Source organism: Microcoleus sp. Pol7_B2, assembly GCF_036701035.1.
GTDB lineage: Bacteria > Cyanobacteriota > Cyanobacteriia > Cyanobacteriales > Microcoleaceae > Microcoleus.
This window is the reverse complement of sequence record NZ_JAUBQB010000064.1, coordinates 14,645-41,063: the sequence shown is the minus strand read 5'-3', so window position 1 is coordinate 41,063 and position 26,419 is coordinate 14,645. Positions and strand designations below refer to the sequence as shown.

General features: G+C 46.6%; 21 protein-coding genes. 12 read left to right on the top strand and 9 right to left on the bottom strand.

Annotated features, from left to right (window positions below; all coding sequences use genetic code 11):
* Nucleotides 1-438: 438 nt before the first annotated feature.
* A complete protein-coding gene (locus QUA57_RS21220) occupies nt 439-2,097 on the top strand; it encodes an ABC transporter substrate-binding protein (protein ID WP_333063444.1) in 1,659 nt (552 codons plus the stop codon).
* 52 nt (nt 2,098-2,149) lie between these two features.
* On the opposite strand, the gene QUA57_RS21215 is transcribed toward QUA57_RS21220, so the two are convergent.
* A complete protein-coding gene (locus tag QUA57_RS21215) occupies nt 2,150-4,396 on the bottom strand; it encodes an SBBP repeat-containing protein (protein WP_333063443.1) in 2,247 nt (748 codons plus the stop codon).
* A 263-nt stretch (nt 4,397-4,659) separates the two neighbouring features.
* Here QUA57_RS21215 and QUA57_RS21210 point away from each other — a divergent pair, with 263 nt between their 5' ends.
* The 3 genes from QUA57_RS21210 to QUA57_RS21200 all read left to right on the top strand — a co-directional run bounded on the left by QUA57_RS21210 (nt 4,660) and on the right by QUA57_RS21200 (nt 6,443).
* Complete coding sequence (locus QUA57_RS21210; protein WP_333063442.1) at nt 4,660-4,806, top strand: hypothetical protein; 147 nt, start codon at nt 4,660-4,662, stop codon at nt 4,804-4,806.
* A gap of 65 nt (nt 4,807-4,871) precedes the next feature.
* Entirely contained in the window at nt 4,872-5,423 is a 552-nt protein-coding gene (locus tag QUA57_RS21205; protein WP_333063441.1) for an AAA family ATPase, read from the top strand.
* Between the two features lie 9 nt (nt 5,424-5,432).
* The gene (locus QUA57_RS21200) at nt 5,433-6,443 is read left to right on the top strand and encodes an ABC transporter permease (RefSeq protein WP_333063440.1); all 1,011 of its coding nucleotides are present in this window, start codon (nt 5,433-5,435) and stop codon (nt 6,441-6,443) included.
* Between the two features lie 11 nt (nt 6,444-6,454).
* Here QUA57_RS21200 and QUA57_RS21195 read toward each other — a convergent pair whose 3' ends face one another.
* Nucleotides 6,455-6,865 (bottom strand): hypothetical protein, encoded by a 411-nt coding sequence (locus QUA57_RS21195; protein ID WP_333063439.1) that lies wholly within the window; start codon nt 6,863-6,865, stop codon nt 6,455-6,457.
* Nucleotides 6,866-7,383: 518 nt separating this feature from the next.
* Here QUA57_RS21195 and QUA57_RS21190 point away from each other — a divergent pair.
* From QUA57_RS21190 to QUA57_RS21175, 4 genes are all read left to right on the top strand, one after another.
* Nucleotides 7,384-9,252, top strand: a complete 1,869-nt coding sequence (locus QUA57_RS21190; protein WP_333063438.1) for an efflux RND transporter periplasmic adaptor subunit — start codon at nt 7,384-7,386, stop codon at nt 9,250-9,252.
* A gap of 310 nt (nt 9,253-9,562) precedes the next feature.
* Entirely contained in the window at nt 9,563-10,780 is a 1,218-nt protein-coding gene (locus QUA57_RS21185; protein ID WP_333063437.1) for an ABC transporter permease, read from the top strand.
* A gap of 165 nt (nt 10,781-10,945) precedes the next feature.
* Nucleotides 10,946-12,166: an ABC transporter permease gene (locus tag QUA57_RS21180; protein WP_333063436.1), complete on the top strand. Its 1,221-nt coding sequence runs from the start codon at nt 10,946-10,948 to the stop codon at nt 12,164-12,166.
* A 321-nt stretch (nt 12,167-12,487) separates the two neighbouring features.
* Entirely contained in the window at nt 12,488-14,215 is a 1,728-nt protein-coding gene (locus tag QUA57_RS21175; protein ID WP_333063435.1) for a phosphatase PAP2 family protein, read from the top strand.
* 106 nt (nt 14,216-14,321) lie between these two features.
* On the opposite strand, the gene QUA57_RS21170 is transcribed toward QUA57_RS21175, so the two are convergent.
* Nucleotides 14,322-17,231, bottom strand: coding sequence for a glycerol-3-phosphate acyltransferase (locus QUA57_RS21170; protein WP_333063434.1), 2,910 nt, complete (start codon nt 17,229-17,231; stop codon nt 14,322-14,324).
* 211 nt (nt 17,232-17,442) lie between these two features.
* On the opposite strand from QUA57_RS21170, the gene psb35 reads away from it, so the two are divergent.
* Complete coding sequence (gene psb35, locus QUA57_RS21165; RefSeq protein WP_190745419.1) at nt 17,443-17,655, top strand: photosystem II assembly protein Psb35; 213 nt, start codon at nt 17,443-17,445, stop codon at nt 17,653-17,655.
* Nucleotides 17,656-18,057: 402 nt separating this feature from the next.
* Here psb35 and QUA57_RS21160 read toward each other — a convergent pair whose 3' ends face one another.
* The 6 genes from QUA57_RS21160 to QUA57_RS21145 form a co-directional block, all read right to left on the bottom strand.
* On the bottom strand, nt 18,058-19,794 hold the full coding sequence (locus QUA57_RS21160) for a PP2C family protein-serine/threonine phosphatase (RefSeq protein WP_333063433.1): 1,737 nt from the start codon (nt 19,792-19,794) through the stop codon (nt 18,058-18,060).
* A complete protein-coding gene (locus QUA57_RS28770; RefSeq protein ID WP_445251928.1) occupies nt 19,694-19,951 on the bottom strand; it encodes an MHYT domain-containing protein in 258 nt (85 codons plus the stop codon). The genes QUA57_RS21160 and QUA57_RS28770 overlap by 101 nt, the downstream gene beginning before the upstream one ends.
* Nucleotides 19,945-20,109, bottom strand: a complete 165-nt coding sequence (locus tag QUA57_RS28765; RefSeq protein ID WP_445251927.1) for an MHYT domain-containing protein — start codon at nt 20,107-20,109, stop codon at nt 19,945-19,947. The genes QUA57_RS28770 and QUA57_RS28765 overlap by 7 nt, the downstream gene beginning before the upstream one ends.
* A 385-nt stretch (nt 20,110-20,494) precedes the next feature.
* Complete coding sequence (locus tag QUA57_RS21155; RefSeq protein WP_333063446.1) at nt 20,495-20,746, bottom strand: SpoIIE family protein phosphatase; 252 nt, start codon at nt 20,744-20,746, stop codon at nt 20,495-20,497.
* Nucleotides 20,747-21,431: 685 nt separating this feature from the next.
* Nucleotides 21,432-22,004 (bottom strand): DUF6658 family protein, encoded by a 573-nt coding sequence (locus tag QUA57_RS21150; RefSeq protein WP_333063432.1) that lies wholly within the window; start codon nt 22,002-22,004, stop codon nt 21,432-21,434.
* Nucleotides 22,005-22,238: 234 nt separating this feature from the next.
* The gene (locus QUA57_RS21145; protein WP_333063431.1) at nt 22,239-22,976 is read right to left on the bottom strand and encodes a DUF2993 domain-containing protein; all 738 of its coding nucleotides are present in this window, start codon (nt 22,974-22,976) and stop codon (nt 22,239-22,241) included.
* Nucleotides 22,977-23,252: 276 nt separating this feature from the next.
* Between QUA57_RS21145 and QUA57_RS21140 the strand changes: the two genes are divergently transcribed.
* The 3 genes from QUA57_RS21140 (at nt 23,253) to QUA57_RS21130 (ending at nt 26,376) form a co-directional block, all read left to right on the top strand.
* Nucleotides 23,253-24,665: an HD domain-containing phosphohydrolase gene (locus QUA57_RS21140; protein ID WP_333063430.1), complete on the top strand. Its 1,413-nt coding sequence runs from the start codon at nt 23,253-23,255 to the stop codon at nt 24,663-24,665.
* Nucleotides 24,666-24,899: 234 nt separating this feature from the next.
* On the top strand, nt 24,900-25,493 hold the full coding sequence (locus QUA57_RS21135) for a pentapeptide repeat-containing protein (protein ID WP_333063429.1): 594 nt from the start codon (nt 24,900-24,902) through the stop codon (nt 25,491-25,493).
* 127 nt (nt 25,494-25,620) lie between these two features.
* Entirely contained in the window at nt 25,621-26,376 is a 756-nt protein-coding gene (locus QUA57_RS21130) for a DUF2993 domain-containing protein (RefSeq protein ID WP_333063428.1), read from the top strand.
* Nucleotides 26,377-26,419 lie beyond the last annotated feature (43 nt).

Below are 26,419 nucleotides of genomic sequence, written 5' to 3'. Positions count from 1 at the left end.
TCATCTTTTTTCACAGTTTTACTAGCTTTTTCATTTTCGCCCTTTTTTCATATATTTGCAACAGTGAGATGCACCCGAAGAAAGGAGCCATAAGAAGTGTTTTTACAAATATGAGATGTTCCCCCCAGATTCATGGAGTAAATCTAAAATCTAAAATCTAAAATCTAAAACCTCAAATCGAATGACCCTTCTAGCTGGGGCGCCAACGTTAGCTTTCATGCTGGTTGCGTCGCCTAATGTAAAGGTGTGGGTTGAGATTTTCCCCTCCGGCATGATATCATCAGGCTGCTATATTTGGTTTGTTAGTTGAGATTAGATTTTAATAGAGAATTTACTAAATGAAGTGCCGATAAGGCAGAAACTACAGAGGTGAGAGAAAGAGCAAATTAGAAATTTATTGATATGAGTACAATTTTCTATTAAACCGGAGCGATTGAAATGAGATTGTTAAAACCCTGGCGTTTAGTTTTATTAAGTCTAGTTTTTGGGATGGCTGTAATTTTATCCAATTGCGGCACGCCCTCAAACACGGTTAGCAATAATTCTCCAACTCCAACAACTCCTGCTGCGGTTCCGGCGGGGGCTTTAGTTTACGGTGCGGGCGGGCCGCCGGTCAATCTGGAACCGGGAAATATTACTGATGGCAATTCGGTGATTGTTATCGACCAAATTTACAATCGCTTGACTGATTTCAAACCGGGAACTGTGGAACTTGAACCGAGTCTGGCTACTGAATGGTCAAGTTCTAAAGATGGTAAAACTTGGACTTTTAAGTTGCGTTCGCGGGTAAAGTTTCACGACGGTACGGATTTTGATGCGCAAGCTGTAAAGTTTAATGTGGATCGCTGGTGGGATGCCAACAATCCTAACGGTTATCGAGAATCTGGCAAAACTTATCCAATTTGGAAGAATTTTTTTGGTGGTTTTAAGGGAGATAAAAATTCCCTGGTAAAAGATGTGGCAGTTGTTGATAAGTTTACAATTAAGTTTGTTTTAAATCAACCTTTTGCTGCTTTCCCCTCGGCGATAGGGTCTGGTTATTTCGGGATGGCGAGTCCGGCGGCAGTGAAAAAAGCGGGTGCTAAATACGGCACTCCGGGGTCGCTGGCGGTGGGTACGGGGCCTTTTGTGTTTCAGGAATGGCGATCGGGCGATCGCATTGTTTTAGAAAAAAATCCTAATTATTGGAAAACGGGTACACCAAAAGTCAATCAATTGGTAGTTCGTTTTGTTGACGATCCGGCGGCGAGACTGGCTCAGTTGCGAGCAGGACAACTTGATTTTACTGTGGATTTAACGCCAGATCAATTGAAAGAAGTTCAGGGAGATGCTAATTTAGAAGCTGTTGTGCGACCTTCTTTTAATGTCGGTTATTTAGGGTTAAATCTGAGTTACGAACCGTTGTCAAAACCGGAAGTCAGGCGGGCGATCGCCCAAACAATTAACAAGCCAGCAATAGTCAAAGCTTTCTGGGGAGAACTGGGAAAATACGACTCGCAATTTATCCCGCCTGCGCTGAATTGGGCTGCGTCTGATAAAGTTAAAGATTATGAATTTAACCCGCAGCAAGCTAAAGCAATGCTGGCGAAAGCCGGTTATCCGAACGGTTTTGATTTGGATTTGTGGTATATGCCCGTCAGCCGTCCCTATTTTCCCACGCCGAAGCCGATTGCTGAGGCTTTGGCGGCGGATTTGAGCGCGATCGGGATTCGGGTAAAATTGCTAACAAAGGATTGGTCTGCTTATTTAGCCGATCGCCTCAAACCTCCCGGATTTCAAGCTTTTATGATGGGTTGGACTGGAGATTACGGCGATCCAGACAATTTTTATTATCCTCACTTCGGGCCTGGTTCCACGGGGGATTTGGGAAATTGGAAAAATCCTAAAGTTCTGGAACTTTTGGAACAGGGGAGGGCGAGTGGCGATAAAGCAGCTAGGGCGAAAATTTATGCGCAAGTTAGCGAGATTTTGCACGAGGAAGCTGTGCGTTTGCCGATCGTACATTCGCAGCCGCTTTTAGGGAAACGCAAGAATATTCAAGGTTGGATTCCGAGTCCTTTGGGTTCTGAGTCTTTTGAGGAAGTGAGCAAAAATTGAGAAGTTAGAGCGAGATGTACCCTACAGATAGAGTTTATGCGTAAGTGATGTTTTAGAGGAAAGTGAAGTCGGCAGCATTAATTTGACTCGCCGATATCGTGATCAGAGATCCCAAGATTTGTCCTGTTGGCACAAACCGGATTAAAGTTGCACTGTTACTTTGAGTGATTGCTAATTGAGAGAAGGTGATACCGCTAGCAAGTGTGAGCAAATCTTTCTCGTCTTCAAAATCTAAAATGGTATCCGTTCCGACATCAAGTCCTAAGAGGAATAGATCGCTCCCCAAACCTCCAATTAAACAATCATTTCCCAAGCTGCCAAATAGGGTATCATTTCCCTGACCGCCGTAGAGAGTATCATTCCCTTCACCTCCAATGAGACTGTCAGAAGCGCCATCGCCAAATAAAACATTCTCACCGTTCCCCGCAAGCAAAGTATCATTGCCCTTGCCACCGTAAAGCGTATCATCCCCGTTGCTACCTTCGAGAAAATCATTTCCTTGATGACCCTGCATCCAATCATTGCCATCAATACCGCTGAGGGTATCGTTTCCCTGTTTACCGCTAATGGTATCGTTGCTGCGATCGCCTAGAAGGATATCGTCGCCATCAGTACCCATAATTGGAGAAGAGTTCTGCGTTGGTGCCGGTGTGACAGATGGCGTTGGTGTTGATGTCGGACTGGGCGTTGGCGTGATTGAGGGCGTTGGTGTTGATGTGGGACTGGGCGTTGGCGTGATTGAGGGCGTTGGTGTTGCCGTAGGAGTTGGTGTGAAAGTAGGCGTCGGCGTTGTTGTGGGAGTAGGCGTCGATATTAGTATCGGTGTTGGTACTGGTGTTGGTGTGACTACCTCTGTAATTGTGCCGAGTTTAGCAATCCAAATATCTTGACCGCCTGCATTGGGAGATCCCAAAGCGCCGTCGGTTGATCCCGTGAGATAGAGATGGCCAGTGCTATCGAGTGCTAATTCTGAGGAGGAGTCAGATTCAGCAGTCCCGAATTGCTTCAGCCACAACTGGTTGCCATTGCTGTCGTACTTAGTTGCCCAAATATCTTGACCGCCTGCATTGGTGCCTCCCAAAGCGCCGTCGGTTTCTCCTGTGAGGTAGACATTGCCAGCGGTATCGACTGCTAAGTCTGAGGGGGAGTCAGATTTTGCAGTCCCAAATTGCTTGAGCCACAACTGATTGCCATTGCTGTCGTATTTAGTTGCCCAAATATTTTCACTGCCTGCATTGGGGCCTTCCAAAGAGCCGTTGGTTTCTCCCGTCAGGTAGAGATTGCCAGCGCTATCAAGTGCTAAGTTTGGGCGGAAATCATCTTCAGGACTCCCGAATTGCTTGAGCCACAACTGATTGCCATTGCTGTCGTACTTAGTTGCCCAAATATCTTCACTGCCTGCATTGGGACCTCCCAAAGAGCCGTTGGTTTCTCCAGTCAGGTAGAGATTGCCAGCGCTATCCACTGCTAAATCTGAGGGGGCTGTGATTTCTCCGTAGTCAGAGTCAGCAGTCCCGAATTCCTTCAACCACAACTGATTGCCATTGCTGTCATACTTGGCTGCCCAGGTGTCAACATCCGGTGGATAGCCTTTTGAAAAGTTATAGTTTGTGCCCGTCAGATAGACATTGCCACTGCTGTCCACTTTTATGCCATCGGAGATGTCGTGGGTGTCAGAATTGACATTCTTCAACCACAACTGGTTGCCACTGTCGTCATACTTGGCTACCCAGGCGCTTTTGGGGCCTCCACCTGCACCTGAAGTTGTATAGCCACTTGTTCCTGTCAGGTAGACATTGCCAGCAGTATCCACAGCTAGATCTGAGGGAAAGTCATCAAAGTTTCCTAAAGCGAACTGCTTGAGCCATAACTGGCTGCCTGTGCCGTCATACTTAGCTACCCAAGCGTCGTATTTGTCAAAAGATCCCAGTGGTGAAGCGGCAGCAGTGCTTCCTGTCAGGTAGATATTGCCACCACTATTAACAGTCACTTCACTGGGATAGTTATTACTGCCCCCTAACTGCTTGAGCCACAACTGACTGCCACTGCTGTCATATTTGGCTACCCAGGCATTTGTACTTGGATTGGTGCCACTCAAAGGGTCAAAGGTGCTTCCTGTCAGATAGACATTGCCTGCACTGTCAAGTGCTGCGCTCTGGAAGCGATCGTCATTGGGTGTGCCGAATTGCTTGAGCCATTCAAAGCTAGGCGCTAGTTTTCCAATAGCCAGTGTGGTTTCAGGGATTGTACCTGCAACGGCATCTGCGATCGCGCTTGCTGATATTGTTGAGGAAGGCATAATACACCTCACAAATTCATTTATGTCACAAAATGCGTATATTCCGCTTAAAAGTGCGATCGCTCGTTTTTATCTAGTGCTAGTGCGATCGCCTGCAAGATTCAGCTCAAATAAAATCTATTTTACAACAGCCTATGTCTGCGTAAGTATGTGCGTAAGTATGTCACTGTCGCTCAAAATATCTTCTCTTTGGTTCCTCATACTTTACATAAATTTACTTTTCAATTTTTATTCTTCTTCTCACATCTCAAATCTCACATCTAATGAGGAAGTTAGCGAGATTTTGCATGGAAGCTGTGCGTTTGCCCATCGTACATTCGCAGCCGCTTTTAGGGAAACGCCAGAATATTCAATCTTGGATTCCGAGTCCTTTGGGGTCTGAGTCTTTTGAGGAAGTGAGCAAAAATTGATAGTTTAGATCGAGACACCTCTCCTCGGTTCTCATACTTAACTTGAATTTACCTTAACAAACAGTATGGACAGCAATCCGCAACCTGCAAATCATCAGCCACAAATTATTTTGATTACCGGGAACATGGCTGCCGGGAAATCAAGTGTGGCCCAATCACTTGCCGAACGCTTGCCCAAAAGTGTCCACCTTCGCGGCGATATCTTTCGTCGCATGATTGTGAATGGACAGGCCCAAATGGCGTTAAATTTGTCAGCCGAGGCATATCAGCAGCTTCAACTGCGGTATCACCTGGCAGCAATGGCAGCGCGACACTATCTCCACGCTGGTTTTACGGTCGTTTATCAAGACATCATCATTGGTTCGGCACTGGCTGAGGTACTTGCCACTTTCCACGATGTGCCGTTGTCCGCGATCGTTCTGTGTCCGAAGGCAGAAGTTGTAGCGGCACGGGATGCAGCAAGATCGAAGACCGGATATGCCAACGAAACAATGGTTTATGCCTTCGATCGCATTCTCCGTACCGAAACTCCTCGCCTTGGCTACTGGCTGGATTCAACCAATCTAACGGTAGAAGAAACGGTCGATCGGATTTTGGCAAATTTGCAAAGTGAATGAGATCAACTGATGTTTCAATATATTGTTAAACGTTTGCTGGGACTATTGCCAGTCCTTTTCGGAATCACTCTGCTAGTATTTATATTTTTGCATTTGATACCGGGAGATCCAGCTACAGTCCTTTTGGGAGAACGGGGAACTCCCGAACAGGTGGAAATATTGAGAGCTAGATTAGGTTTGAATCAGCCTTTGCCTTTGCAATATTTTGCTTTTTTATGGAGTTTGATCCGCTTTGATTTGGGAAATAGCATTATTAGCGGTATTCCGATAATTGATGAAATTATAATTCGCTGGCCTGCTACTTTTGAACTGTCTGTGGTGGCGATGTTGGTGGCACTTGTTATCGGAATTCCGGCGGGAATTTTGGCTGCTGTTCGGAAAAATAGCTGGCTGGACAATCTCGCGATGAGTGGTTCGTTAATTGGCGTATCTTTGCCAGTGTATTGGTTGGGATTGATATTGATTTATTTGTTTGCTGTTTATCTGAAATGGCTGCCTCCTAGCGGGCGGATTAGTGTAGATTTGGGGTTTGGTTTTAAGTCGATTACGGGTGTTTATATTTTGGATTCTTTGCTGAGGTGGAATTTAGCGGCTTTGCGGGATGCGATCGCCCATTTAATCCTTCCAGCTTTGACTTTAGGAACTATTCCTCTGGCTATTATAGCTCGTATCACTCGTTCTGCGATGCTGGAAGTGCTTTCTCAAGATTACATTCGCACTGCAAGGGCTAAGGGATTGCCGGAATATTGGGTGATTTTGAAACACGCTTTGAAAAATGCGTTTTTACCGATCGTCACAACTATCGGTTTGCAGTTCGGCACTCTTTTAGGTGGCGCTATTCTGACTGAAACGATTTTCTCGTGGCCGGGAATTGGTTCTTGGATTTATACGGGTATTCTGACGCGGGATTACCCAATTGTCCAAGGAGGAGTAATTTTTGTGGCTGTAACTTTTGTACTGATTAATCTGGTGGTTGATATTTCCTATGCTTTTTTCGATCCGAGAATTCAGTACCGTTAATGAAAAGGAAATCAGACCCGAAATGCTTGTTTAACATCCGGTCGCAGCAGGTAGTAAATGCTAGCCACTGCAAAACCCAGAGTTAAAAAATTGACTGCTGTACCGCCGCTGCCCAACATTTTGGTAATTTGCGTGAGGGTGGCAAGGATATGGACAATTAACGTTCCCGTCCAAGCCCAATTTTTGAGTTGAAACAAGCCCCAAGTTAAAAGTAAGGAGAGGAGGCCTAAGATGAAACTAATCGCAGCAAAAATTCCAATGAAGCCGCCGATTACAGCGCCAACTTTTGCCCCGCCGAAAGCCGCACCGAGACCGCCAAAAATGCCTGCAAAAAGTAAGATGAACAAGCCGTCAAGCAGACTGAAGATGCCGCTAATGAGCTGCAAAATTGCCAGAACTGTAACGCTTTGAGGACGATTCATTATTGGGATTTTCCATTTTTAACTAATTTGAAAAATATTTTAACCTGTTGTGGACACCGGGCGGATATGTATTCAGGACTTACGCACCGCTAGCCGTGAAACTGGGTTTATGAGAATAAGTGTGTCCATACTGTCTCGTTGCGAAATTCGCACTAGCAGATCCCGCTGCGATGGCTAACACGAGTCCGCAATGACCTAGTGTAGTCGATCGCCCGCTGTCAAATCCGCCTTGCTTGCTGGTGAGAAGCGCGCGCCTAGCTCCCAAAAATAATATTATCTGCTAAAATATATTTTTATTTGCCAGCAGCCGGCAGCGATTCAGTTTGGGCCCACCTCTTTAGGCTGAAAAAACTTAACATTATTTAATAATTTGCAACAATTAGCTATAATTGCTTACAGGTGCTGGTTGGGGAACTTTTTAAAAATCACCCGATCGGATGAGTCTGAAAGACGATGCCGAGCATCAGAAAAAATTTTACCTTTAAAGGTAATCCTGAGATTAAATTAGGTGAGTCGGTATGATCGTTAGCCCCAAAAAGGAAACTGCTCAGGTCAAGGTGGAAGATACTCAGACTGTAGACACCAAGGCCACAGAAACCAAAATTGCAGATAAAAAAACCGCCCAAAAGCAGTCTCCGAAGAAACCCGCGCGCAAACCGCAGCGGTGGGCGATTGGGTTGGTTGCAGCCGGGTTGCTAGCTGTACCGACCACTATATATGTAGCAAAAAGTCGATCGCAGCCCAAAGTAGATGCGATCGCCACTATGACAGTGCCGGTGGAAGCGCAAAACCTCACGGTGCGGATCACGTCCAGCGGGACGGTGCAGCCGGTACAGCGCGTGAATCTCAGCCCCAAAGGCTCGGGGCGCATAGCAGAATTGTTTGTAGAACAGGGCGATAAAGTCGAAGCAGGACAAATCGTTGCCCGCATGGAAAGCCGCGATGTAGAAGCTCAACTAGCTCAAGCTAAAGCCCGCGAAGCCAGCGTGCGAGCCAAACTCGCCAAAATCGAAGCCGGGAATCGATCGGAAGACATCGCCAGCGCCCGAGCGCGCTTAGATCAAGCCCAGGCCAGTCTCGCGCAAGCCCAAGCCGGCAGCCGCGTTGAAGAAGTTGCAGGAGCCAGAGCCCGCTTGCAGCAAACTCAAGCTGGCTTGCAGCGACTGCGAGCCGGCAGCCGCGTTGAAGAAGTCAGCCAAGCGCGAGCTCGTTTAGCCCAAGCTCAAGCTCGTTTAGCAGACGCTCAAACCGGCAGTGTCAAACAAGAAATTGCCCAAGCACAAACGCAAATTGACTCGAGTAAAGCCCAAGCCGAACTAACCGCTCAACGGGTGGAACGCAATCGGCCGCTAGTGGAAGAAGGTGCTCTGGCTAAAGATAAACTGGATGAGTTAATTAAAGAAAATCGTACAGCCCAAGCTAAATTAATAGAATCTCAAAGACGCCTGCAACAACTGCAAGAAAATCGGCTGTCGCAAATTCAGCAACTGCAAGCTGCTGTGCAAGTCGAGCAGCAAGCATTGAACCAATTGCAAAACGGCACGCGATCCGAAGAAATTGCCAAAGCCGAAGCAGAAGTTGCCGAAGCTAAAAGCAAATTAGCGCAAGTAGAAAACGGCAACCGTCCAGAAGAAATCGCCAAAGCCGAAGCAGCAGTTGCTGAAGCAAAAAGCCAATTGGCAGCACAAGAAAATGGTTCTCGCCCGGAAGAAATAGCTCAAGCTCAAGCTGAATTAGCCGAAGCTCAAGCTCAAGTCCGCTTTCAAGAAGTGCAGTTAGAAGATACGAAAGTTCGCGCTCCTTTTGCTGGAATTATTACCCAAAGATACGCCATCCAAGGAGCTTTTGTAACTCCGGCAACTTCTGCCTCGGAAGCTACTTCGGCAACTTCGACATCGATTGTCGCTTTAGCTAGAGATGTGGAAGTTTTGGCGAAAGTCCCGGAGGCTGATATCAGTCAAATTAAACCGGGTCAAGAAGTTGAAATAGTCGCCGATGCTTATCCAGACAAAGTGTTTAAAGGCCGCGTTAAATTAATTGCGCCGGAAGCTGTTAAGGAACGGGATGTGACGCTATTTCAAGTGCGAGTTGCCATTGATACGGGCAAAGAGTCGCTGCAATCGGGGATGAATGTAGATTTGAGATTTGTCGGTCAAAAGCTGAGCAATGCTTTAGTTGTGCCGACGGTGGCAATTGTCACTAATAAAGGTCAAACGGGTGTGCTAGTTCCTGATGAGAAACAACAGCCGAAGTTTAAACCTGTTACCGTTGGCTCGACTATTGGCAACAAGATTCAGATTTTAGAGGGTGCAAAAGCGGGCGATCGCGTTTTTACCGAACTTCCTCAAGGTAAAAAGCTGGAGGATATTATCAAGAATCAGAAATAGGGCATGGGGCATGGGGCATAGGGCATGGGGCATAGGGCATGGGACATAGGGCATGGGGGATTATTTATCTCGATCGCTCTAGGGTGTTTTCCAACCCTAATTCCCCTTAAGAAGAGGGGGGAAAAGAGCAGTCAAAGTCCCTCTTAACAAGGGGGGGACAAGACTATTCAAAGTCCCCCTTATTAAGGGGGATTTAGGGGGATCGAGACTCGACTACAAGCGAGATTTATTATGGGTTTAAATATTAAGTTGGCACCAATAATTCCAATTCCTAATCTAAAATCTAAAATCCCAAATCTAAAATCGAATTATGGATATTGTTGAAAGCGTCAAAATGGCCGTCACAACTTTGATGGCAAACAAGCTTCGTAGCACCTTGACGATGTTAGGAATTATCATAGGCAATGCTTCTGTCATTTCGATGATCGGTATCGGAGAAGGAGCTCAAACATTTATCGAGGGACAAGTTAACTCTCTGGGTTCAAACTTGCTATTTATTATTCCCGGCAGTCCTGAAGCGCAAAGCCGGCCGGTGATACCGCCACAGACTTTAGTAGTGGAAGATGCAGAGGCGATCGCATCTCAAGTTCCTTCTGTCCAAGAAGTCGCACCAACCCTAAATGACAGTCAACTCGTTACTTACCGCAATAAAAATGTCTCATCTTCCATTGTCGGAACTACCCCAGAATTTCTGACAGTTAGAAGCTTTGATGTCGGTCAAGGTCGATTTTTAAGCAAATTAGATTTAGAAAGACAAGAAAATGTGGTTGCTTTAGGATCGGAAGCAGCCGAACAATTGTTTGGCAATACACAGCCAGTTGGTCAATACATTCGCATCAAAAACTCGACTTTTCAAGTGATTGGTGTCATGCAGGCGAAAGGCTCAAGTTTTGGCGACAATCAAGATATGAATGTTTATTTGCCGCTGACAACAATGGCAAATCGAATCGTGGGTCGCTCGTCTCCCTACGGTACAAAAGTAACATTTATTTCGGTTGCTATCAAGGATGAAACTATGATGCAAGCAGCCCAATTTCAAATAGAAAATTTGCTGAGATTGCGGCATAAAATTACTAAGGAAGATGATTTTACAGTCCGAAATCAGAAAGATTTGATGAATACTTTGGGCAGTATTACTGGTGCTTTGACGTTGATGTTGGCTTTCGTGGCGGCAATTTCGCTGTTTGTCGGCGGCATCGGGATTATGAATATCATGCTGGTTTCTGTTACGGAACGCACGAAGGAAATTGGATTGAGAAAGGCGATCGGAGCTTCTCAGCAAGATATCTTAATTCAGTTTATGATCGAGTCTGTGATTTTGTCGGCGGCAGGCGGGGCGATCGGCACTGGATTTGGTATCGGCGGCGTGCTTTTAGTAGCTGCTTTTACTCCCCTGCAAGCTAGCGTTTCCCCAGTGGCGATCGCACTTGCAGTCGGTGTTTCCGGCAGCATCGGCTTATTTTTCGGCATCGTACCTGCAAAACAAGCTGCTAAATTAGACCCGATTGTGGCTTTGAGAAGTGCTTAATCAGTTTGTTGACGGTTGACTGTTGACTGTTGACTGTAGTAATTCATTATTAAGTGTGTCATGGTTTGCTGTGCGTCCAAATCCCAGGGGATTGCGATTGCGACGCACAGTAAACCATGACATTGGCCTGTTTTTCTTTTTCCTTCTTGTTCATTTAAAGAAAATATGAATTTTATTGAAAGCGTCAAAATGGCAGGTCAAACACTGCTAGCAAACAAAACTCGCAGCAGTTTAACAATGATTGGCATGATTGTCGGCAACGCCTCAGTAATTGCCATGATTGGAATTGGAGAAGGAGCTCAAAAATTTGTAGCAGGACAAGTTCAATCCCTGGGTACAAACGTATTAATCGTGAGGCCGGGAGTACCGAACGCTAGGCGAAGTACCATCTCAAGTGCGCCTCAAACTCTCGTACTGCCAGACGCAAAGGCGATCGCAACTCAAGTCCCATCCGTTCAAGGCGTGTCAGCAGAACTTAACAGTTCAGAGATTGTTCGCTACAGCAACAAAAATGTTTCGGCTCTAATTTTTGGTACGATTCCAGAATTTCTAGAAGTCAGAAGCTTTGAAATGGCAAAAGGGCGGTTTCTGACCGAACTTGATGTTAAGCAAAATAACCAAGTTGTGGTTCTCGGTTCAGAATTAGCGGAGAAACTTTTTGGCAATACAAATCCCTTGGGCGAACAGGTGCGAATCCAAAATGTCAGCCTCAAAGTAATTGGAGTATTGGCGCCCAAAGGCACATCTTTTGGTACGAATTTTGACAATTCCGCCGCTGTGCCGATCGCCACAATGGCCAATCGCATAGTCGGGCGCAAATCTCCCTACGGTTTGGCTGTCACGTCAATATTTATTTCGATTAAAGATGAATCGCAAATGGATGCGGCGCAATTTCAGGTGGAAAACCTGCTGAGACTGCGGCACAAAATTACTACCGAAGATGATTTTACTGTCAGAAATCAGAAGGATTTAATGGCAAGAATGGGGGCTATTTCCGGCGCTTTGACTCTGATGTTAACTGCTGTTGCCAGCATTTCCCTATTAGTCGGTGGCATTGGCATTATGAACATTATGCTGGTATCCGTTAGCGAACGCACTCAGGAAATTGGACTCAGAAAGGCGATCGGCGCATCTCAACAAGATATCTTATTTCAATTTATTGTCGAAGCTGTGATTTTATCCGCTGCCGGAGGGATAGTCGGTACTTGCGTAGGTGTCGGTGGTATCTTGCTTGTAGGTAATTTCACGCCCTTGCAAGCTGGAATATCACCCGTGGCGATCGCCCTTGCTGTCAGCGTATCCGGTGCAGTAGGCCTCTTCTTCGGCGTCGTCCCCGCCCGCCAAGCCGCCAAACTCGACCCGATCGCAGCTTTGAGGAGTGCTTAATAAATATATACTTACTCCGTTACACAATCCGCGCCTTTTATGCTGGTAAAAAGTATCTTGCTCTAAATATAAAAAAAAACTGTTTTTTTGGGAAAAATTAGCAACCTTGCAGTATCTGAGTCAGTTTTAATGTCTGTATATTTACGCATATTCAAAGCGCAAAAATTCATAAAAAGCCCGTTAAATATTAAATAAAGCTTGGTTGTGGCGTTTACGTCTCAACCAGAAAGTTTAATATTATTAAATAAGGGGTAAACACACCTAAGCATCTACAGATGTTACGAACCTTTGCGCTTTAATCAAAATATCCAATAAATAAACATGGCATCCCTCACCCCTAGTCCTAAATTTGACTATCTTGAAGGAACCACCCAACCAGACAGATTTAACGCCTTGGAGGGCAACGACATAATTTATGCCAACAGCGGAGACGACTATCTCGAAGGCGATGTAGGTAAAGACAAAATCTGCGGCGACCAAGGCAACGATACGATTGTTGGTGGTGCAGACGACGACATCCTCTGGGGGGGCAAAGGCAGCGATCTAATTAGTGGCGATTCCGGCAACGATCTCATCTATGCGGGCGCAGGTAGCGATACCGTGAGCGGCGGCACAGGCGATGATATCTTTGCCATTGCTAAAGGCAGCGGCGGCCCAACTGTAGCTGCCGCCGACTACATCGCCGACTTCGGCAACGGCAATGACAAAATTCGATTGCTAGACGGCCTCACCTTTGAAGCTTTAAACATCCAGCAAGGCACCGGAGTCAACAGCAACAGCACCGTAATTCAAGACAAACTCACGGGCGAATATTTAGCAGTCTTGCCGGGAGTCAACAGCAGTACAATCAGTCGCGACCAATTCACAAATCAGCTATCGGCAAACCCTGTCATCGAGTGGAACGGAGTCATGCTGAATGCAGTGCGGACAGGCAACACTGCGCCTCCCCTCGCCTCCCGCAACATGGCAATGGTTCACGCAGCCATTTACGATGCTGTTAACTCAATCAGCAAAAAATACACCCCTTACCTCGTGGAAATAGACCCACCCGCAGGTACATCAGCAGAAGCAGCCACCGCCGCGGCCGCCCACCGCGTCTTAGTCAACCTCTACCCAGCGCAAGCAGCCACATTTGACGAAGCATACGCATCGTCTCTAGCCAAAATTACCGACGGCAAAGCCAAACAAGACGGGATTGCCCTCGGACAGCAAGTTGCCGACCAAATTATCAGTTCGCGGAGTACAGACGGCATCACGAAAGTAGTGCAGTACACCCCCAAAACCGACCTTGGCAGTTGGGTACCGACTCCCCCCGCCCTTGCCGCCGCGCTGGCACCACAGTGGGCAGAAGTTACTCCCTTTGCCATGACTAGCGGTTCTCAGTTCCGCCCGGCCGGCCCGCCCGCCCTTGACAGCGCCAAGTACGCAGAGGAAGTTAACTACGTCAAAGAAATCGGCAAAAGTGACAGCCTCACGCGCACCCTAGACCAAACAGCCATCGCCAAATTCTGGGCCAACGGCGCTGGGACGTTTACGCCTCCGGGCCACTGGAACCAAATCGCCGAAGAAACCGCGACTCTCACCGGCCAATCCTTAGAAGATAGCGCCCGCTTGTTCGCCCTGCTAAATTTTGCCCTTGCCGATGCAGCTATTAGCTGCTGGGATGCCAAGTATGAGTACAACTTGTGGCGGCCGGTGACAGCTATTCGCCAAGCAGACACAGACAACAATCCGAACACGACAGCCGACCCCCTATGGACTCCGCTGATCACTACTCCGCCGTTCCCTGAGTACACGTCGGGCCACAGTACCTTTAGCGGTGCAGCAGATGCAGTTATGACCTCTGTATTGGGTTCAGATTTTGGCTTTGCAGATAGGGGAGACAGGACTGTCAACACTTTGCGAACCTTTCAAAACTTCAGCGAAGCGGCCGACGAATCGGGCATGAGTCGCCTTTACGGAGGCATTCATTTCATGAGTGCTAACGTAAATGGTTTAAGTGTGGGTAGAAATGTGGGGAACTATGTTGTCGAGAATTTCTTAGTCTAAGAAACTAGGACTTGGAGATACAGCAGATTCCACGTTTATGAAGCTGTAGGGAGACGGCAGTGCCGTGTCCCTACCTGAAAACAAGTTTTTACCTTTTTCTTTCCGTTTATTCGAGCAGTTCTACAGTGCCGAGATACCCATCTACTCGGACTTTTTGACCGTCTCGCAAGCGAGTTGTAGCTTCAGAAATATTCATAACTGCAGGAATTTTGTACTCGCGAGCGATTATTGCTCCGTGAGATAGTTGGCCGCCAACTTCGGCGATAATTGCTGTTGCTCCTAATAGCAGCGGTGCCCAACCTGCATCGGTGTAAGGAACTACTGCGATCGCATTTTCTCCTAAATCCGTGCTGGCGGTGCGGCAAATCTTGACAAACCCTTCGACACGACCAATACTTGCTGGAATTCCCTGGATGATATTAGTTTCCGATGTTGCCAGTTCGATCGCCCTTGTCTGAGAATTTGGCAGCAAATTGCCGTAGACAACAGGGGGAATCTGGCGATCGCGATCGGCTACCAGGCGATCGCGCCTTTCCCTAATTGTCTCCTGAAAAGAAAGACTCGCGCCGCTGCGAATCCACTGCTGAATTTCGCCAAATTCCAGATAAAAAATATCCCCGCTTTCCTGAAACACCTGCATTGCCAATCCGCAAGCTTCAATCTCCAAAAAAGTCCAGCGCAGGTGAGCCAACAACCGCGCGTAAATTTCGCTAATTTCGTTTTTGACGATCGCTCTTGCCTGACATTTATCTAGTCGCCACTTCTGCCCAAAAGTCAAGCCTAATTTCCGCTTTTCGACTAAATTAGTTTCCGCTTTTTGATCCATAGTTATTAGCAGTTTTTGGTAAATTTCCGGCTGTTCTCGCCAAGTAGGAACAGCAATATCCGTTCCCACCTCGCTCAAATATCCGTAAACATCAAGCCACTTTTCAAAGTCTGCTTGTAAAGCCGGAGTTTCCGCAAATGTCTGTGCTAAATTTGCGACTGAAACAGTTTCGTCATGCTGCGAAACAGCAGCTTGCCGCAATTTATGAGCCAACTGCTGCAAAGCTCGCACAGAAGCAATTTCAGGAGCGCTGTCATTGTCGAGCCATTCATCTGAAACGCGAAAAATTGCCTTGCGAATAGCAAGCCCGATCGGCCCTAATATATTGTAGTAAGTAATCGGTTTCAGCCACTCCTGAATTTGCTCCGCTCTCTCCAACAATTCCGTTAAATCCGTTGCCGAACTTCCCTCTTTTTTCTCCAGACTTTGGAGTGCGGGGAGGAAAATAGAAGTACGATCGCCCTTAAATTCTGCATTGAGCGCCCTCTCTCGCTGCACCAGACGCCACAAACCAGGCAAATTCGGCAAAATCTTCCCCAAAGGCGGCTTGCCCATCTTTTGCCCTCTGAGCAAAAATTCCAAACCCTGCTCCGGCAATCCCATCATCCGAAAAATTTCGCCCAACAAAGTCGCATTAAAATAGGCGTGAGAACCCAGCAAAGTTGCCGTTTCATTAAAGTTTAAGCCGATCGCGCGATCGCCCAAAACCACCTGAAAAATCTCTCCCCAAACCCCGCAAGTCAGGGGCCTGTTAATCGACCAAGTTAGCGGGCGAATTGCACCGGGAATCACTTCCGCTGCAATAGTGCGCGTCCAAAAAGGCTGCAAATTAGTAATCGGGCGGCTTTGCAAAATCCAAACTTTTTCCCCGTCCCAACTCCACTCAATATCCTGCGGAATTCCGTGAAAAAATGCTTCAATTGCTTGCGCTTGTTTCGCCAATTCTACTATAATCGATTGAGCAATAATTGAATTACTTTGAAGTTCATTTAATTGTTTTTCTAATAATTCCGGTTTACTAAAATCAATTTCTAAGTGAACCGGAGTATATTGTCCGCCGACAACCGCTTCTGCTCCTCCCGGTAAAGCTTCTATAATTACCTGGGAACCACCATCTAAAGGATTGCGACTGAACATGACTCCCGCAAATTCGCTGTCAATATAAGGCTGAATTAATACAGCAATTTGGGTGTCGGGCAATTGTCGCTGTCGGCGGTAAGCCACAGCTTCGGAAGTCCAATAAGACTGGCGACAGCGATTAATTGCATCGAGCAATTCTGCTTCAGTGAAAACAGGGCCAATAGTTTGATATTGTCCGGCGGCAGAACTCGTATCGCCATCTTCTCCCGCGGCAGAAGAACGCACAATCATTCGATTTGGGATGTGGGATTTTAGATTGTGAATGAAAGCATTCGGAATTGACAATTCATCACTATTTCCTCGATGCCCGATGCCCGATGCCCGATGCCCGATGCGCGCTTCTTGTGATAATATCCAACCAGAGGGTACATTAAACCCGGCTCGTTTCAGTTGAGACAATTTAGCGGCTTTATCGCCGCAGATTGCAGCATCTAACGAGTCATCAAGAGAAAACAATTGATCAGATTTAGATAAAGCCATATCATCACCCTGACTGAAATTAATTGCTGCTAACAACAAAGCTAATCCTGCTGCTGCTAAAAATTCGGGCATTGATTGTCGCCACACCCAAACCCAGATTGGGGTACACAGACACCCGCAACGGGAAGCAAATAGTCTCGCCCGATCGCCCTCACCCCACCACCGCTGTGCCAAACCCCACACCAGCAGCCCCCAAAGGCCCGATGATACAGCCATCGGCGGCGAAAATACCAAAAGACCCCAAACAGCGTTGGTCACGCCTCCACCTCGGGCGATCGCATATCTGCCCGCAACTAGAGGAATTAACAGGGCGATCGCGATCGCAGGTGCATCCGGGAAGCAAAATCGCCCCGCCAAAACCGGCAAAATACCCCTGGCTATTTCCGCCAACACCGCAGCAATTCCCGCTAATTTCCCCCCGTGAATGAAAGCAGCAGACACGCCCACATTCCCCGTACCCAGGGCCCTCAAATCTCGGCGGCTAAACACTCGCACCGCCCATCCCGTTAGCGGTAAAGCACCCAGGCTGAAACTAGCAGCCAACAGCAATGCTATTGTCCCCAACGGCATAAAATCAGCTCTCCTATTTTCAAGCTCTAAACATTATGACCGCAATTCTGCCAATTTTTCAGCCTTCAGATATATCAACCAAACGTCCTTAGCACTTAAAATAATGTAAAAGTAGAGTAGATAAGGATTTAGCCTAATGATAGATATCAGCTTGACCACTCCCATAGCAGTTGTTGTTGCACCCATCAAGCGAGTAATGATTGAGCTGCTCATGCAGCAGCCAGTGCCGGAATCAAGTGTCAGCTTGAGCACTCCAATATTAGTTCTTGTTGCTGGCTTTATTGCCGCAGCTACGATCGGCTCGATCGCCTGGTATAACTCCAAGCGCCCCCCCGGTTGGGAATCCAAAGAACGCCCTGATTTTGTACCCAAAGTTGATAAAGACGATTTGATTGCTGATGTTTCTGAGTCAAAGAAAAAATAGAATAAAGCTGTTTTAGCTCGGAAAAAGCTTTGATAGGAATAGGAATTACCCTGGCAAATCGATTCGGTAGGGTGCGCCTTGGCGCGCCTTACGCTATGTAGAAAGGCTTTGAGTGAATAGTTTTAATTGACCGAAAGCACTAATGTCAATAAAGGGAGCGCTCATCCCACGATCGATCGCTTTCTTTACATTGATGCAATATATCATTAGATAGATTTAATCATAAAAATTTAGAAGTTGACTACAGCTTTGGAGTTCTCTTAAAATTAAACCTCTTTTGGGGGGCTGCGTTTGAGATATCTCACCACCTCTTCGTAAATTTGACTGCTAAGGCGATCGCCCCGCCAACCATTTTCCCGTTTCCTGTCATCAGTTTATTGTTGTGACGTATTTGCGATCGCTCTAAACCAATGGGGCTGCTTGAGGCGGTGACTCTGTTGCTACGCCTAATTCCGTCCGCTTCAAAACCAGCAGCGTAATATCATCAAATACTTTTTGATTGCCGATATGTCGCCGTAAATCGTCAATCACCGCTTGCTTAATTTCTTGTGCCGACAAATGCCAATTTTGGCTAATGACTTCACACATCGCCTCCATGCCATATTGTTTTTTCTTAATGTCTTTTGCTTCGGGAATACCATCGGTATATAGCACGATACCATCTCCTGGGTGTAGCTCCATTGAAATATGACTGATGAACTTAACAATGTCATCGTCAAGAGCAATAGGAAAGCCCAAATCCATCGTGTCGATACGTTCTACCTGTCCACCAAGGCGCACAATAATGGTTTCTTCATGCTGACCGCTAATGCTGACCCGTCCTTCGGAGTAATTTAAAATTGCTAGGGTGAGACTTTTTTCGGACTTCATGCGCTGCACGTTTTTGTAGAGGGTGCGGTTGAGCGCATCTAGGAACCGAACCGGGTCTACTTCGGGGATTTCCTTGAGGGTGCGAACGGCGGTTTGCGCCATCAGCATCAAGATGCCACTTTCGAGCCCATGTCCAGTGACATCGCCGATGCCCAGAGTGACAACGCCATCGGTGTTTAAAACATCATAGTAGTCGCCGCCGACTTCATCGGCAGCCTCCATATATGCAGCAATATCGAGTCCTTCAATTTCCAGTTCCTCAGCATTGGGCAGAATCATCTGCTGCATCTGACGCACGATATCCAATTCAGCACCCATGCGGAGATTTTCTTCCTTGAGTCTCTCGTTGAGGGTATCTAACTTTTGCGCGGAGTCCGCCAGTTGCTCTATGGCTTGTTCGAGTCGATCGGATTGTACAAAGATCGATTGGTCAAAAACATCAAGCAACTGCGTCAAAGTCGCTACTTTGGATTTAAGGTGCGCTAGCTCCTGCTCAGTGTTTCTTGTGAATATTTGCCTAGAGGCTGTAGCAGATTCATCTTTTTGAGCGAAGACAGCTCCTCGATAGAAGGGCAGCAGTGCTGTCTTGACGTTCAGCGCCAGAGTGCTGAACATCTGAGCCGTGCTATGGGGAATCTGGACTTTCAAGAACATGATAATTGCAAACATATTGCCTGAAGGTAATAGACCACCAAACCCCAACACAGATTTGATTCCGAAGGGAATCACAAAGGAGTCTTGAGCGGGAATATATGGGCTGCCAATCGCTTCAGGTACATAGAAGACGTTGTATTTCCTCTGCTCGATTTCTACTAAAAGATTCGGGTCAGGGTTGATAACTGTTTTTATATCTAAGCCGAGCTGTCTGATGAGTTGTGAGATCATCGGCATCTGAGCGACTACAGATTCGCTTGCCAGTGGAATAGCTTTGTGTCCAACGGATGTGTGTCTTGAGTTCCATTCCGTTTGTTCTCCTACCGTTGCCAGTAGAGTCATGCACTTCATCGCAGGCAAAGCGGGAGAGTGGTTCAACATACTACGGGCATACTCGGCAAGTTCAACTTCTAAGTCTTCATAAGGGTGAGTTTTGAACAAACGGACGAGGGCGCAGGATTTCTCACCAGTTGGCTTAGTACAGAAATTTTCGTAAAGATACCTAACAATTCTGTTACTCGCCTCTTCCATACTTTCCACCCCCAAGCCGAACTGGCGTAGAGCCCACCCGCATTCGGCCATGTCCCTTAAAGTGAATCTCGTCAAGTCGTACATCGGACTTCCTTATAGATTTGGAAATAACGGCAACTAAGAAAGACAGTGCCACAATCCAGTAATTATGGTGCATTTCGGCAGGTACTCGCATCGTCGCCATGCCAATATAAAGCATACTTCCAATGCCAGAACCGATGAAAATACCGGGGATTAACAATGAGAATCTGTGTGCAAAATTTGGATGCAAGCTATAGAAGGCGATACCAGATGCAATGACTGCGAGAAAATAACAATGGGTAAATCGTAGGCGATCGCTACTGCCAGGTGATAAGCCACCTTTCCTATCAAGTGCATTGCCCAGATGCCCGTTCCCATTGTCAAAGAAGCACAAATTAACCAATCTAAGCGAATATTTTACCATTTAATCGAGTCATTATCTCGATTGATTATAAGGTAGTATAGGAGGCAAGAAGGGCAATAATGATGAAAAAAATGACGAGAACAACTCGTATTTAACTACCATTAACAGATTAGTCTCCTAAAAATTAAGACTGTGACTATCGCTTAGAATTTCTCTTGAGATTCAGCCTCTTTTGGGGGGCGGCGTTTGAGATATTTCACCACTTTTTCGTACGTAAATTTGATTGCTAAGGCGATCGCCCCGCCGACCATTTTCCCGTTTCATGTCATAATTTTAATTTTATTTTTTCGAGGTATTGGCGATGGCTCTAAAGCAATGCGGTGACTGGATGCTGTGACTTTACTTTTTTTCTAGACCTAATTCCCTCCGCTTCAAAACCAAAAATGTGATGTCATCAAACACTTTTTGATGGCCGATATGTCGCCGCACATCGTCAATCACCGCTTGCTTGATTACTTGTGCCGATAAATGCCAGTTTTTGCTCAGGACTTCACACATCGGCTCAACGCCATATTGTTTTTTGTGAATGTCTTTTGCTTCGGAAATACCATCGGTATATAGTACGATACCATCTCCTAGCTGTAGCTCAATTGAAATGTGGCTGATGAACTCAGCAATCTCATCATGGAGGGCGATAGGAAAAAGTTTTCCCTCGCAAGCGACACCAATTTGTCGGGAGAGATCAGGGCAAAACTTCTGATATAGAAAGATTCAATACCACCCTGATGCCAATGAACTCTCGCTATTGTAATAAAAACTAGGTCATTTTATAAAAAGCTTTCCAATCATGTGGGAGCTATCGGGTATTTTATCCATGATTACAATCCTTCTTTCTTTACGCCTAAAAGTGTTTGGGGTTTTTTATGGAACTGTAAAATAATTTTAAAATTTAAGTTTTGTAACGGAACTTTCGTTGGCATCGTCAGCTAATTCACTCCGAACAAATGTCGAGTTTGGCACAGTTAGTCGCTGCAGTCGCTCACGAAATTAACAACCCAGTCAGTTTAATTTATCATAAAATAGTTCATGTTGCTCAATATGTTTGAGATTTATTCAACCTGATTGAAATTTACCAGAAATACTGTTGGGAATTCGCCGCCGAAATCCCCGAAAATGTAAAATATATTGCTCTGCATCATATCAAAAAAGCATACAAAGCGTAAATTTTGTAGAGCAGGTAGCAGCTCTACAAGCGTTTATCTGGTTTCAATAAATTATATTATTTATGGAGGGGCTAGTTTCATACAGCCCCTACATAAATTTTGGTTCTGCTAGCTTATTTTTGCAGCGGATTGAGTTTCGTAACGGAACTTTCCTTGGCATCTTCAGCGCTATCTTTGAGGAAACCAGAAGCATCCTTAAACGCTGCGCCTACTCTCTCTAAAATATTGGCATCGGGATCGCTGCGGTCGAATACGGGTTGAGCCTTAGCCGGCTGTCCGTCTGGCGCTTCTAACAGAGTTTTATCTCCGCCGAGTTCGAGGTCGAACTTGTCAGTTTCCATCGGTGCAGAACCAGGATAAAGCAGTTTTGAGGAATTAGATTCAGCAGTAGTCGAGGCCAGGAGACGATCGCCCACGAGCGACAAATCAGCCCGATTCTTTTCTGCTTGAGCAGGCGACTGATTTACTTTAGGATCGGTGGATGTTTTATAATTCGTGTATCCATCACCGCCACCCTTGTGAGGATTATTCATTCCTCCAGCTTGAACGGGAGGATTGTCAGGCCGAGCACCTCGAACATCGCCCGAATTGCAAGCGGTGCTGGTAAACAGCAGCACACCTGCCATAAATACAGTCAAAAATTGACCGATACGCAGTCTTTTAAAAAACGCAGTTACAGTGTTCACAAAATTTTTCCGATTTTTTACTACCACTTGTTAAGAGTAAAAGTAAACTCCCCATGCCTGCCTCTAACGGCGGTGATATTTTGGTGCGGTTTGCTATCGACTCTTTTATAACTTTAGAGGGATTTCATAAACGGCGGAGTTTTTTCCAAAGCAAAGCATAATGGTAGGGTGCCTCAGTTCCAATAGTTGCTGGAATTGAAGAGCTTTTTTGTTTCTGACACACCCTAGAACCTCCTAATTAGGGAATTGTTCTACTTTCGCTTCAGCTTGCAAAGTCAGCAAACCAGCTTCCACATTTAGCTGCTGAACCCGCAGGGACATTCCCTCAATTTCAAAATTTCGCAAGTTTAAAACTTCACCAGCTTTGTCCGCCAAAGCTTCAGTTAACTCCGGCGAAAATTCCTTGTTTTCAGGATACTCGACATCCTGAAGAGAAATTGCCCAACCGTCCGCTGCGATCTGAGGTTTTGCTGTAAAATAAATTTTTTCAGTTGAGGCAGTTTCCCGCACCAATACCTCAGCATTTAAAGCTATTTTTCCGGCTAGCAATTGGCACTCAATAGTTTTAACGTCTATTGTCTGCTGTTGCCCCTCAACAGTAACTTTTAAGTTTTTCAGTTTCCTGCTGATGTATTCGGAATTAAAAGCGCGGTTGATATCGCTTTCTGTTAAAACTGCGCGCGCCCCACCGAAGGCAGGCCCGTTCAGTTCAATTTTGCCAAACATAGCGGTGAGGGGATTGACAGCAATATCCTTGACGTGGATTTGCAATTCTTCCACGCGCAAATCTTGTTGCATTACCAATCCTTTGCCCTCAACGGCAACGGCCTCTACTGAACCCTGCGCGAGCTGAATCGGATCGGTGTTAACTGTCACAGACAAAGTTTCGGATTCGTCTAATTTGCTAGCAATAGCAATCTCGGCCACTTTGTCGATCGCCTGTTCCCCTAAACTTCTATTTTGTTGAAGCACGCTCAGAATTCCTAATAATCTTGTTTAAAAAATAGTAGTTAATACCTAAGTCATTTACCGTCTTCCTCCCGGCAGGTTTATCGTCTGAAAAAAAACTCAGCCAAAGACAGAGGGTTTTCAGAAAATTACTAAAATTAATCAGGTACTCTTCGGCGCACTCTACATTGACTCGGTTGCGAAGCGGTGAAAAATCAAAAACTCGGATTTTTGCCAAAAGTCTTTTCGAGAAGTTCGATCGCCCGCTACAATAAGTAAGAGCCGGCACCGCTTTTTGCAATGAATTCAGAATCAACTCTCGCTAGACTACAAGCTACACTTCCCGACGGAAAACTGCCTTCTAGCTACGGGGTATACTTCAAAAACACCCTAGTAGCCCTATGTCACGCCCTAGAAGACCACATTTTGCAAACCAGTGGCGGGGACAAGAGCGAACTCCAACCCTTAGTTTTGGTGACGTTTCAGCAGGGTAAATGGTATTTACAGGAAGCCGATCGCTACCTAGATATTGCTAATGCCTCTCGGCGCGTTGTCATAGGTGCAGTAGCCGACAGCGGTTTCGCTACCCACAAAACCGGGCAATTAGAAAATGTATCTTTAATAAATCTCGATGAGAACGACCCAATAATCCAAGAATGGAATTTAATCATCCTCGCCCCGACATACAAAGCAATGGTGCTTTGTCGCGAACTTTCAGACCAGGAATACTTGCCCGAGGGCAAGCCTGAAGTAGATACAGAACGAAAGTTCTACGGTTTGTGGTCGTTCGACCAGTCTTTGGTGTCGGCTGCTGCGGAAATTTTTATAGAACAGACGCGACATTACAACTCTCCTCTGGCAGACAGTTTGCGGGAAATGCACCACGAAATCCTGGCAACTAAAGGTCCGCCCTTGGCCGACATTAGTGGCGTAGTATCGCGGATCGTCACTTACCTGCAAAGTTCTCAGCAGCAAATGGTGGCAATTAACCGCCAAACCCGCGAGTTGTGGGAATTGGAAGGTCAGGCTTTGCGCGTCAGCCGCAATTTGAACGCTAACAAACTTCAAGCTTTTCTGCGGATGGCCCAGCGTGTGGACGAACGCGATACCTCAAATCCTACAGCGTCTTTGCAGGTGGCGGCTTTGTCGGAAACTTTGGGTCAACTGCTGGATTTGCCGGCTTTGCAGTTGCGGAGGCTGCGGCTGGCTGGATTGCTATTTCGAGTCGGCTTAATTTCGGCCCCGAATGAGGTGTTCGATCGCACCCCCGATCAATTCGACCCAGCAACTTTCTCTTTTTGGCGCGATCGCAGTTTCATTGGTTCCCAACTGCTGCAAGCAATGCCGGAACTAGCACCTGTGGCGGAAATTGTCAAGCACCAACTCGAATATTGGGACGGCAGCGGCAGGCCAGAGGGTTTGCGAGGCGAAACAATACCCGTTGCTTCGCGGATTTTGGGGTTGGTCGCTGATTTTCAAGAATTGACTCAACCGCGTGGTGATCGTCCGGCTTTGAGTTTGAGCGAAGCTTTGGAACAGTGCCGCGAACTGTCTGGCACTCGCTTCGATCCGGCTTTGGTGGAAACTCTCAGCAATGTCGTCAGGCTGGCAGAAATGGGTTTGATGCAGTTACCGAACCGCCCGAGCCAACTGCCTAACGTGTGGTTGGAGGATTTGGGCGATCGAACGACCGCGACCGCTCCGGCATTATAAAATAACTGGATGGGTAATGGGCGATCGGTAATTGGTAATGGGGAACTTGTACAGAGCTTGTGCTGAGCGCAGCCGAAGTGCCTAGCCGAATTATTGGGCATTTAAAACTCAGCACAAAATCTTTTCCAACACTACAAAAAATCAGCCTGTGCTTGCTAAGCGCACCCTAACACTGGGAGTTGTAGCAGCAGCCGGTCTGTGCGCTAATGACTAATGACTAATGACTAAAAACGAATGACTAATGACCTCGAAGCCATACGAAAAGGCAAAATTTTGATGTTGGCCGGCACTAATTTAGCCGGAAAAGACTTAGCCGGAGCTGATCTCGCCGGTGCTAACTTGTCTCAAGCCAATTTGAGTGGAGCTAATCTCGCCGGCGCTAACTTGCAGCGGGCCGTATTGCGAGCCAACCTCAGAGGTGCTGACTTGAGCGGCGCTGACTTGCGAGGCGCAGATTTTCGCAATGCCGATTTGCGCGGAGCTTCCTTCGCTAACGCTTTAGTCCGCGACGCAAGTTTTGGGGGTGCTTTTTTGACGGGGGCATCCATCGGCAATTTGGATTTGAGCGGTGTCGATTTTCGTGGCGCCGATTTGCGGGGCGCTGCTTTGGCTCGGGCAATTTTGCTTGGTGCCGATTTGAGCAATGCCAATTTGTCAGGCGCTGATTTGTCGGGAGCTGACTTGGAAGAAGCGATCCTGAATGGAGCCGTACTGCGCGGCGCTAACCTGACGGGGGCTAATTTGCTTTGCGCGTTGATCGAAGAAACCGTTTGGGATGGGGCATTGCTCGATCGCGCCTGTCTCCAAGGTACCCCCCTGAGCGTTTAAATTTCAACAATGTTGTTTTGAAGACAGACAAAAAACAAGATCTGCTTATGAGGTGAATAAGCACAAGCGATTTTTACATTTCTTAATATGAGGTTATAATGGCGACTGTAGATGAGCAAACGAATAAATGGTAGCAGCTTTGTTTAGCGGTACATCCTTTCAAGGTCAAAGTGGCGATCGCCTTGTTAGTAAAGTAGCAGGAGCTGCGATCGCAGCCTTATTCAAGCGTTCTGAAAAGGCCGAGGCCAACATCCGAGTCGAACCAGTAGCCAAACTCTTGCAGGGAAGCATCGACGGTTTCGACTTCGTTGGCAAAGGTATGTTGATGTACAACGGCCTTCGCATAGAAGTGATGGAACTCTACCTGCAAGCACTCTCCATTGATTTTGGAGCGATTTTTGCAGGTCAAGTGAAATTACGGCAGCCTACCCAGGCAAATATGCGAGTAGTCTTAAGTCGATCGGATTTAACCACCTCATTCAATACACCTTTTGTAGTTGAAAAACTCCAGAAGCTGAAGTACCAAGAGCAATCTCTGCACTTTCAAAACACTGAAGTCAGCTTCGGAACTGACAAATCAATTCGGCTTCAGTCCGAAATTACCGTAGGCGATGCCAGCGAACCGGTCAAAATAGATATTACTGCTCAATTGCAAGTAGAAGACAGACGCAAAATCCAATTTGTCAGCGTTACTTACGGCGGTGACGAGCAAGCAGTAGACTTGGGCAAAGCTATAATTGCCCACGTAAATAACTTGCTAGACTTAGACAAATTTGCCTTAGAAGGCACTCAACTGCGAGTAGACCGCTGCCGAGTTCAGAACGACGAGCTGGTTTTCTACGGTTGGGCTGGTATCGAACAGTTCCCCAAAGGCAAGCGCTAAACCTCAGCAGGCTGAGGTTTGCCCAGCCATCTAGTTCGGAAAA

Excerpts from the sequence above, each read along its gene's own strand:
- QUA57_RS21200 (WP_333063440.1), top strand. The coding sequence starts at position 5,433 with ATGTTTCAATATATTGTTAAACGTTTGCTGGGACTATTGCCAGTCCTT.
- QUA57_RS21220 (WP_333063444.1), top strand. The coding sequence starts at position 439 with ATGAGATTGTTAAAACCCTGGCGTTTAGTTTTATTAAGTCTAGTTTTT.
- QUA57_RS21205 (WP_333063441.1), top strand. The coding sequence starts at position 4,872 with ATGGACAGCAATCCGCAACCTGCAAATCATCAGCCACAAATTATTTTG.
- QUA57_RS21190 (WP_333063438.1), top strand. The coding sequence starts at position 7,384 with ATGATCGTTAGCCCCAAAAAGGAAACTGCTCAGGTCAAGGTGGAAGAT.
- QUA57_RS21185 (WP_333063437.1), top strand. The coding sequence starts at position 9,563 with ATGGATATTGTTGAAAGCGTCAAAATGGCCGTCACAACTTTGATGGCA.
- QUA57_RS21160 (WP_333063433.1), bottom strand. The coding sequence starts at position 19,794 with ATGTACGACTTGACGAGATTCACTTTAAGGGACATGGCCGAATGCGGG.
- QUA57_RS21170 (WP_333063434.1), bottom strand. The coding sequence starts at position 17,231 with ATGCCGTTGGGGACAATAGCATTGCTGTTGGCTGCTAGTTTCAGCCTG.
- QUA57_RS21180 (WP_333063436.1), top strand. The coding sequence starts at position 10,946 with ATGAATTTTATTGAAAGCGTCAAAATGGCAGGTCAAACACTGCTAGCA.
- psb35 (WP_190745419.1), top strand. The coding sequence starts at position 17,443 with ATGCAGCAGCCAGTGCCGGAATCAAGTGTCAGCTTGAGCACTCCAATA.
- QUA57_RS21215 (WP_333063443.1), bottom strand. The coding sequence starts at position 4,396 with ATGCCTTCCTCAACAATATCAGCAAGCGCGATCGCAGATGCCGTTGCA.
- QUA57_RS21210 (WP_333063442.1), top strand. The coding sequence starts at position 4,660 with ATGAGGAAGTTAGCGAGATTTTGCATGGAAGCTGTGCGTTTGCCCATC.
- QUA57_RS21135 (WP_333063429.1), top strand. The coding sequence starts at position 24,900 with ATGACTAATGACCTCGAAGCCATACGAAAAGGCAAAATTTTGATGTTG.
- QUA57_RS21130 (WP_333063428.1), top strand. The coding sequence starts at position 25,621 with ATGGTAGCAGCTTTGTTTAGCGGTACATCCTTTCAAGGTCAAAGTGGC.
- QUA57_RS21195 (WP_333063439.1), bottom strand. The coding sequence starts at position 6,865 with ATGAATCGTCCTCAAAGCGTTACAGTTCTGGCAATTTTGCAGCTCATT.
- QUA57_RS21175 (WP_333063435.1), top strand. The coding sequence starts at position 12,488 with ATGGCATCCCTCACCCCTAGTCCTAAATTTGACTATCTTGAAGGAACC.
- QUA57_RS21140 (WP_333063430.1), top strand. The coding sequence starts at position 23,253 with ATGAATTCAGAATCAACTCTCGCTAGACTACAAGCTACACTTCCCGAC.
- QUA57_RS28765 (WP_445251927.1), bottom strand. The coding sequence starts at position 20,109 with ATGGGAACGGGCATCTGGGCAATGCACTTGATAGGAAAGGTGGCTTAT.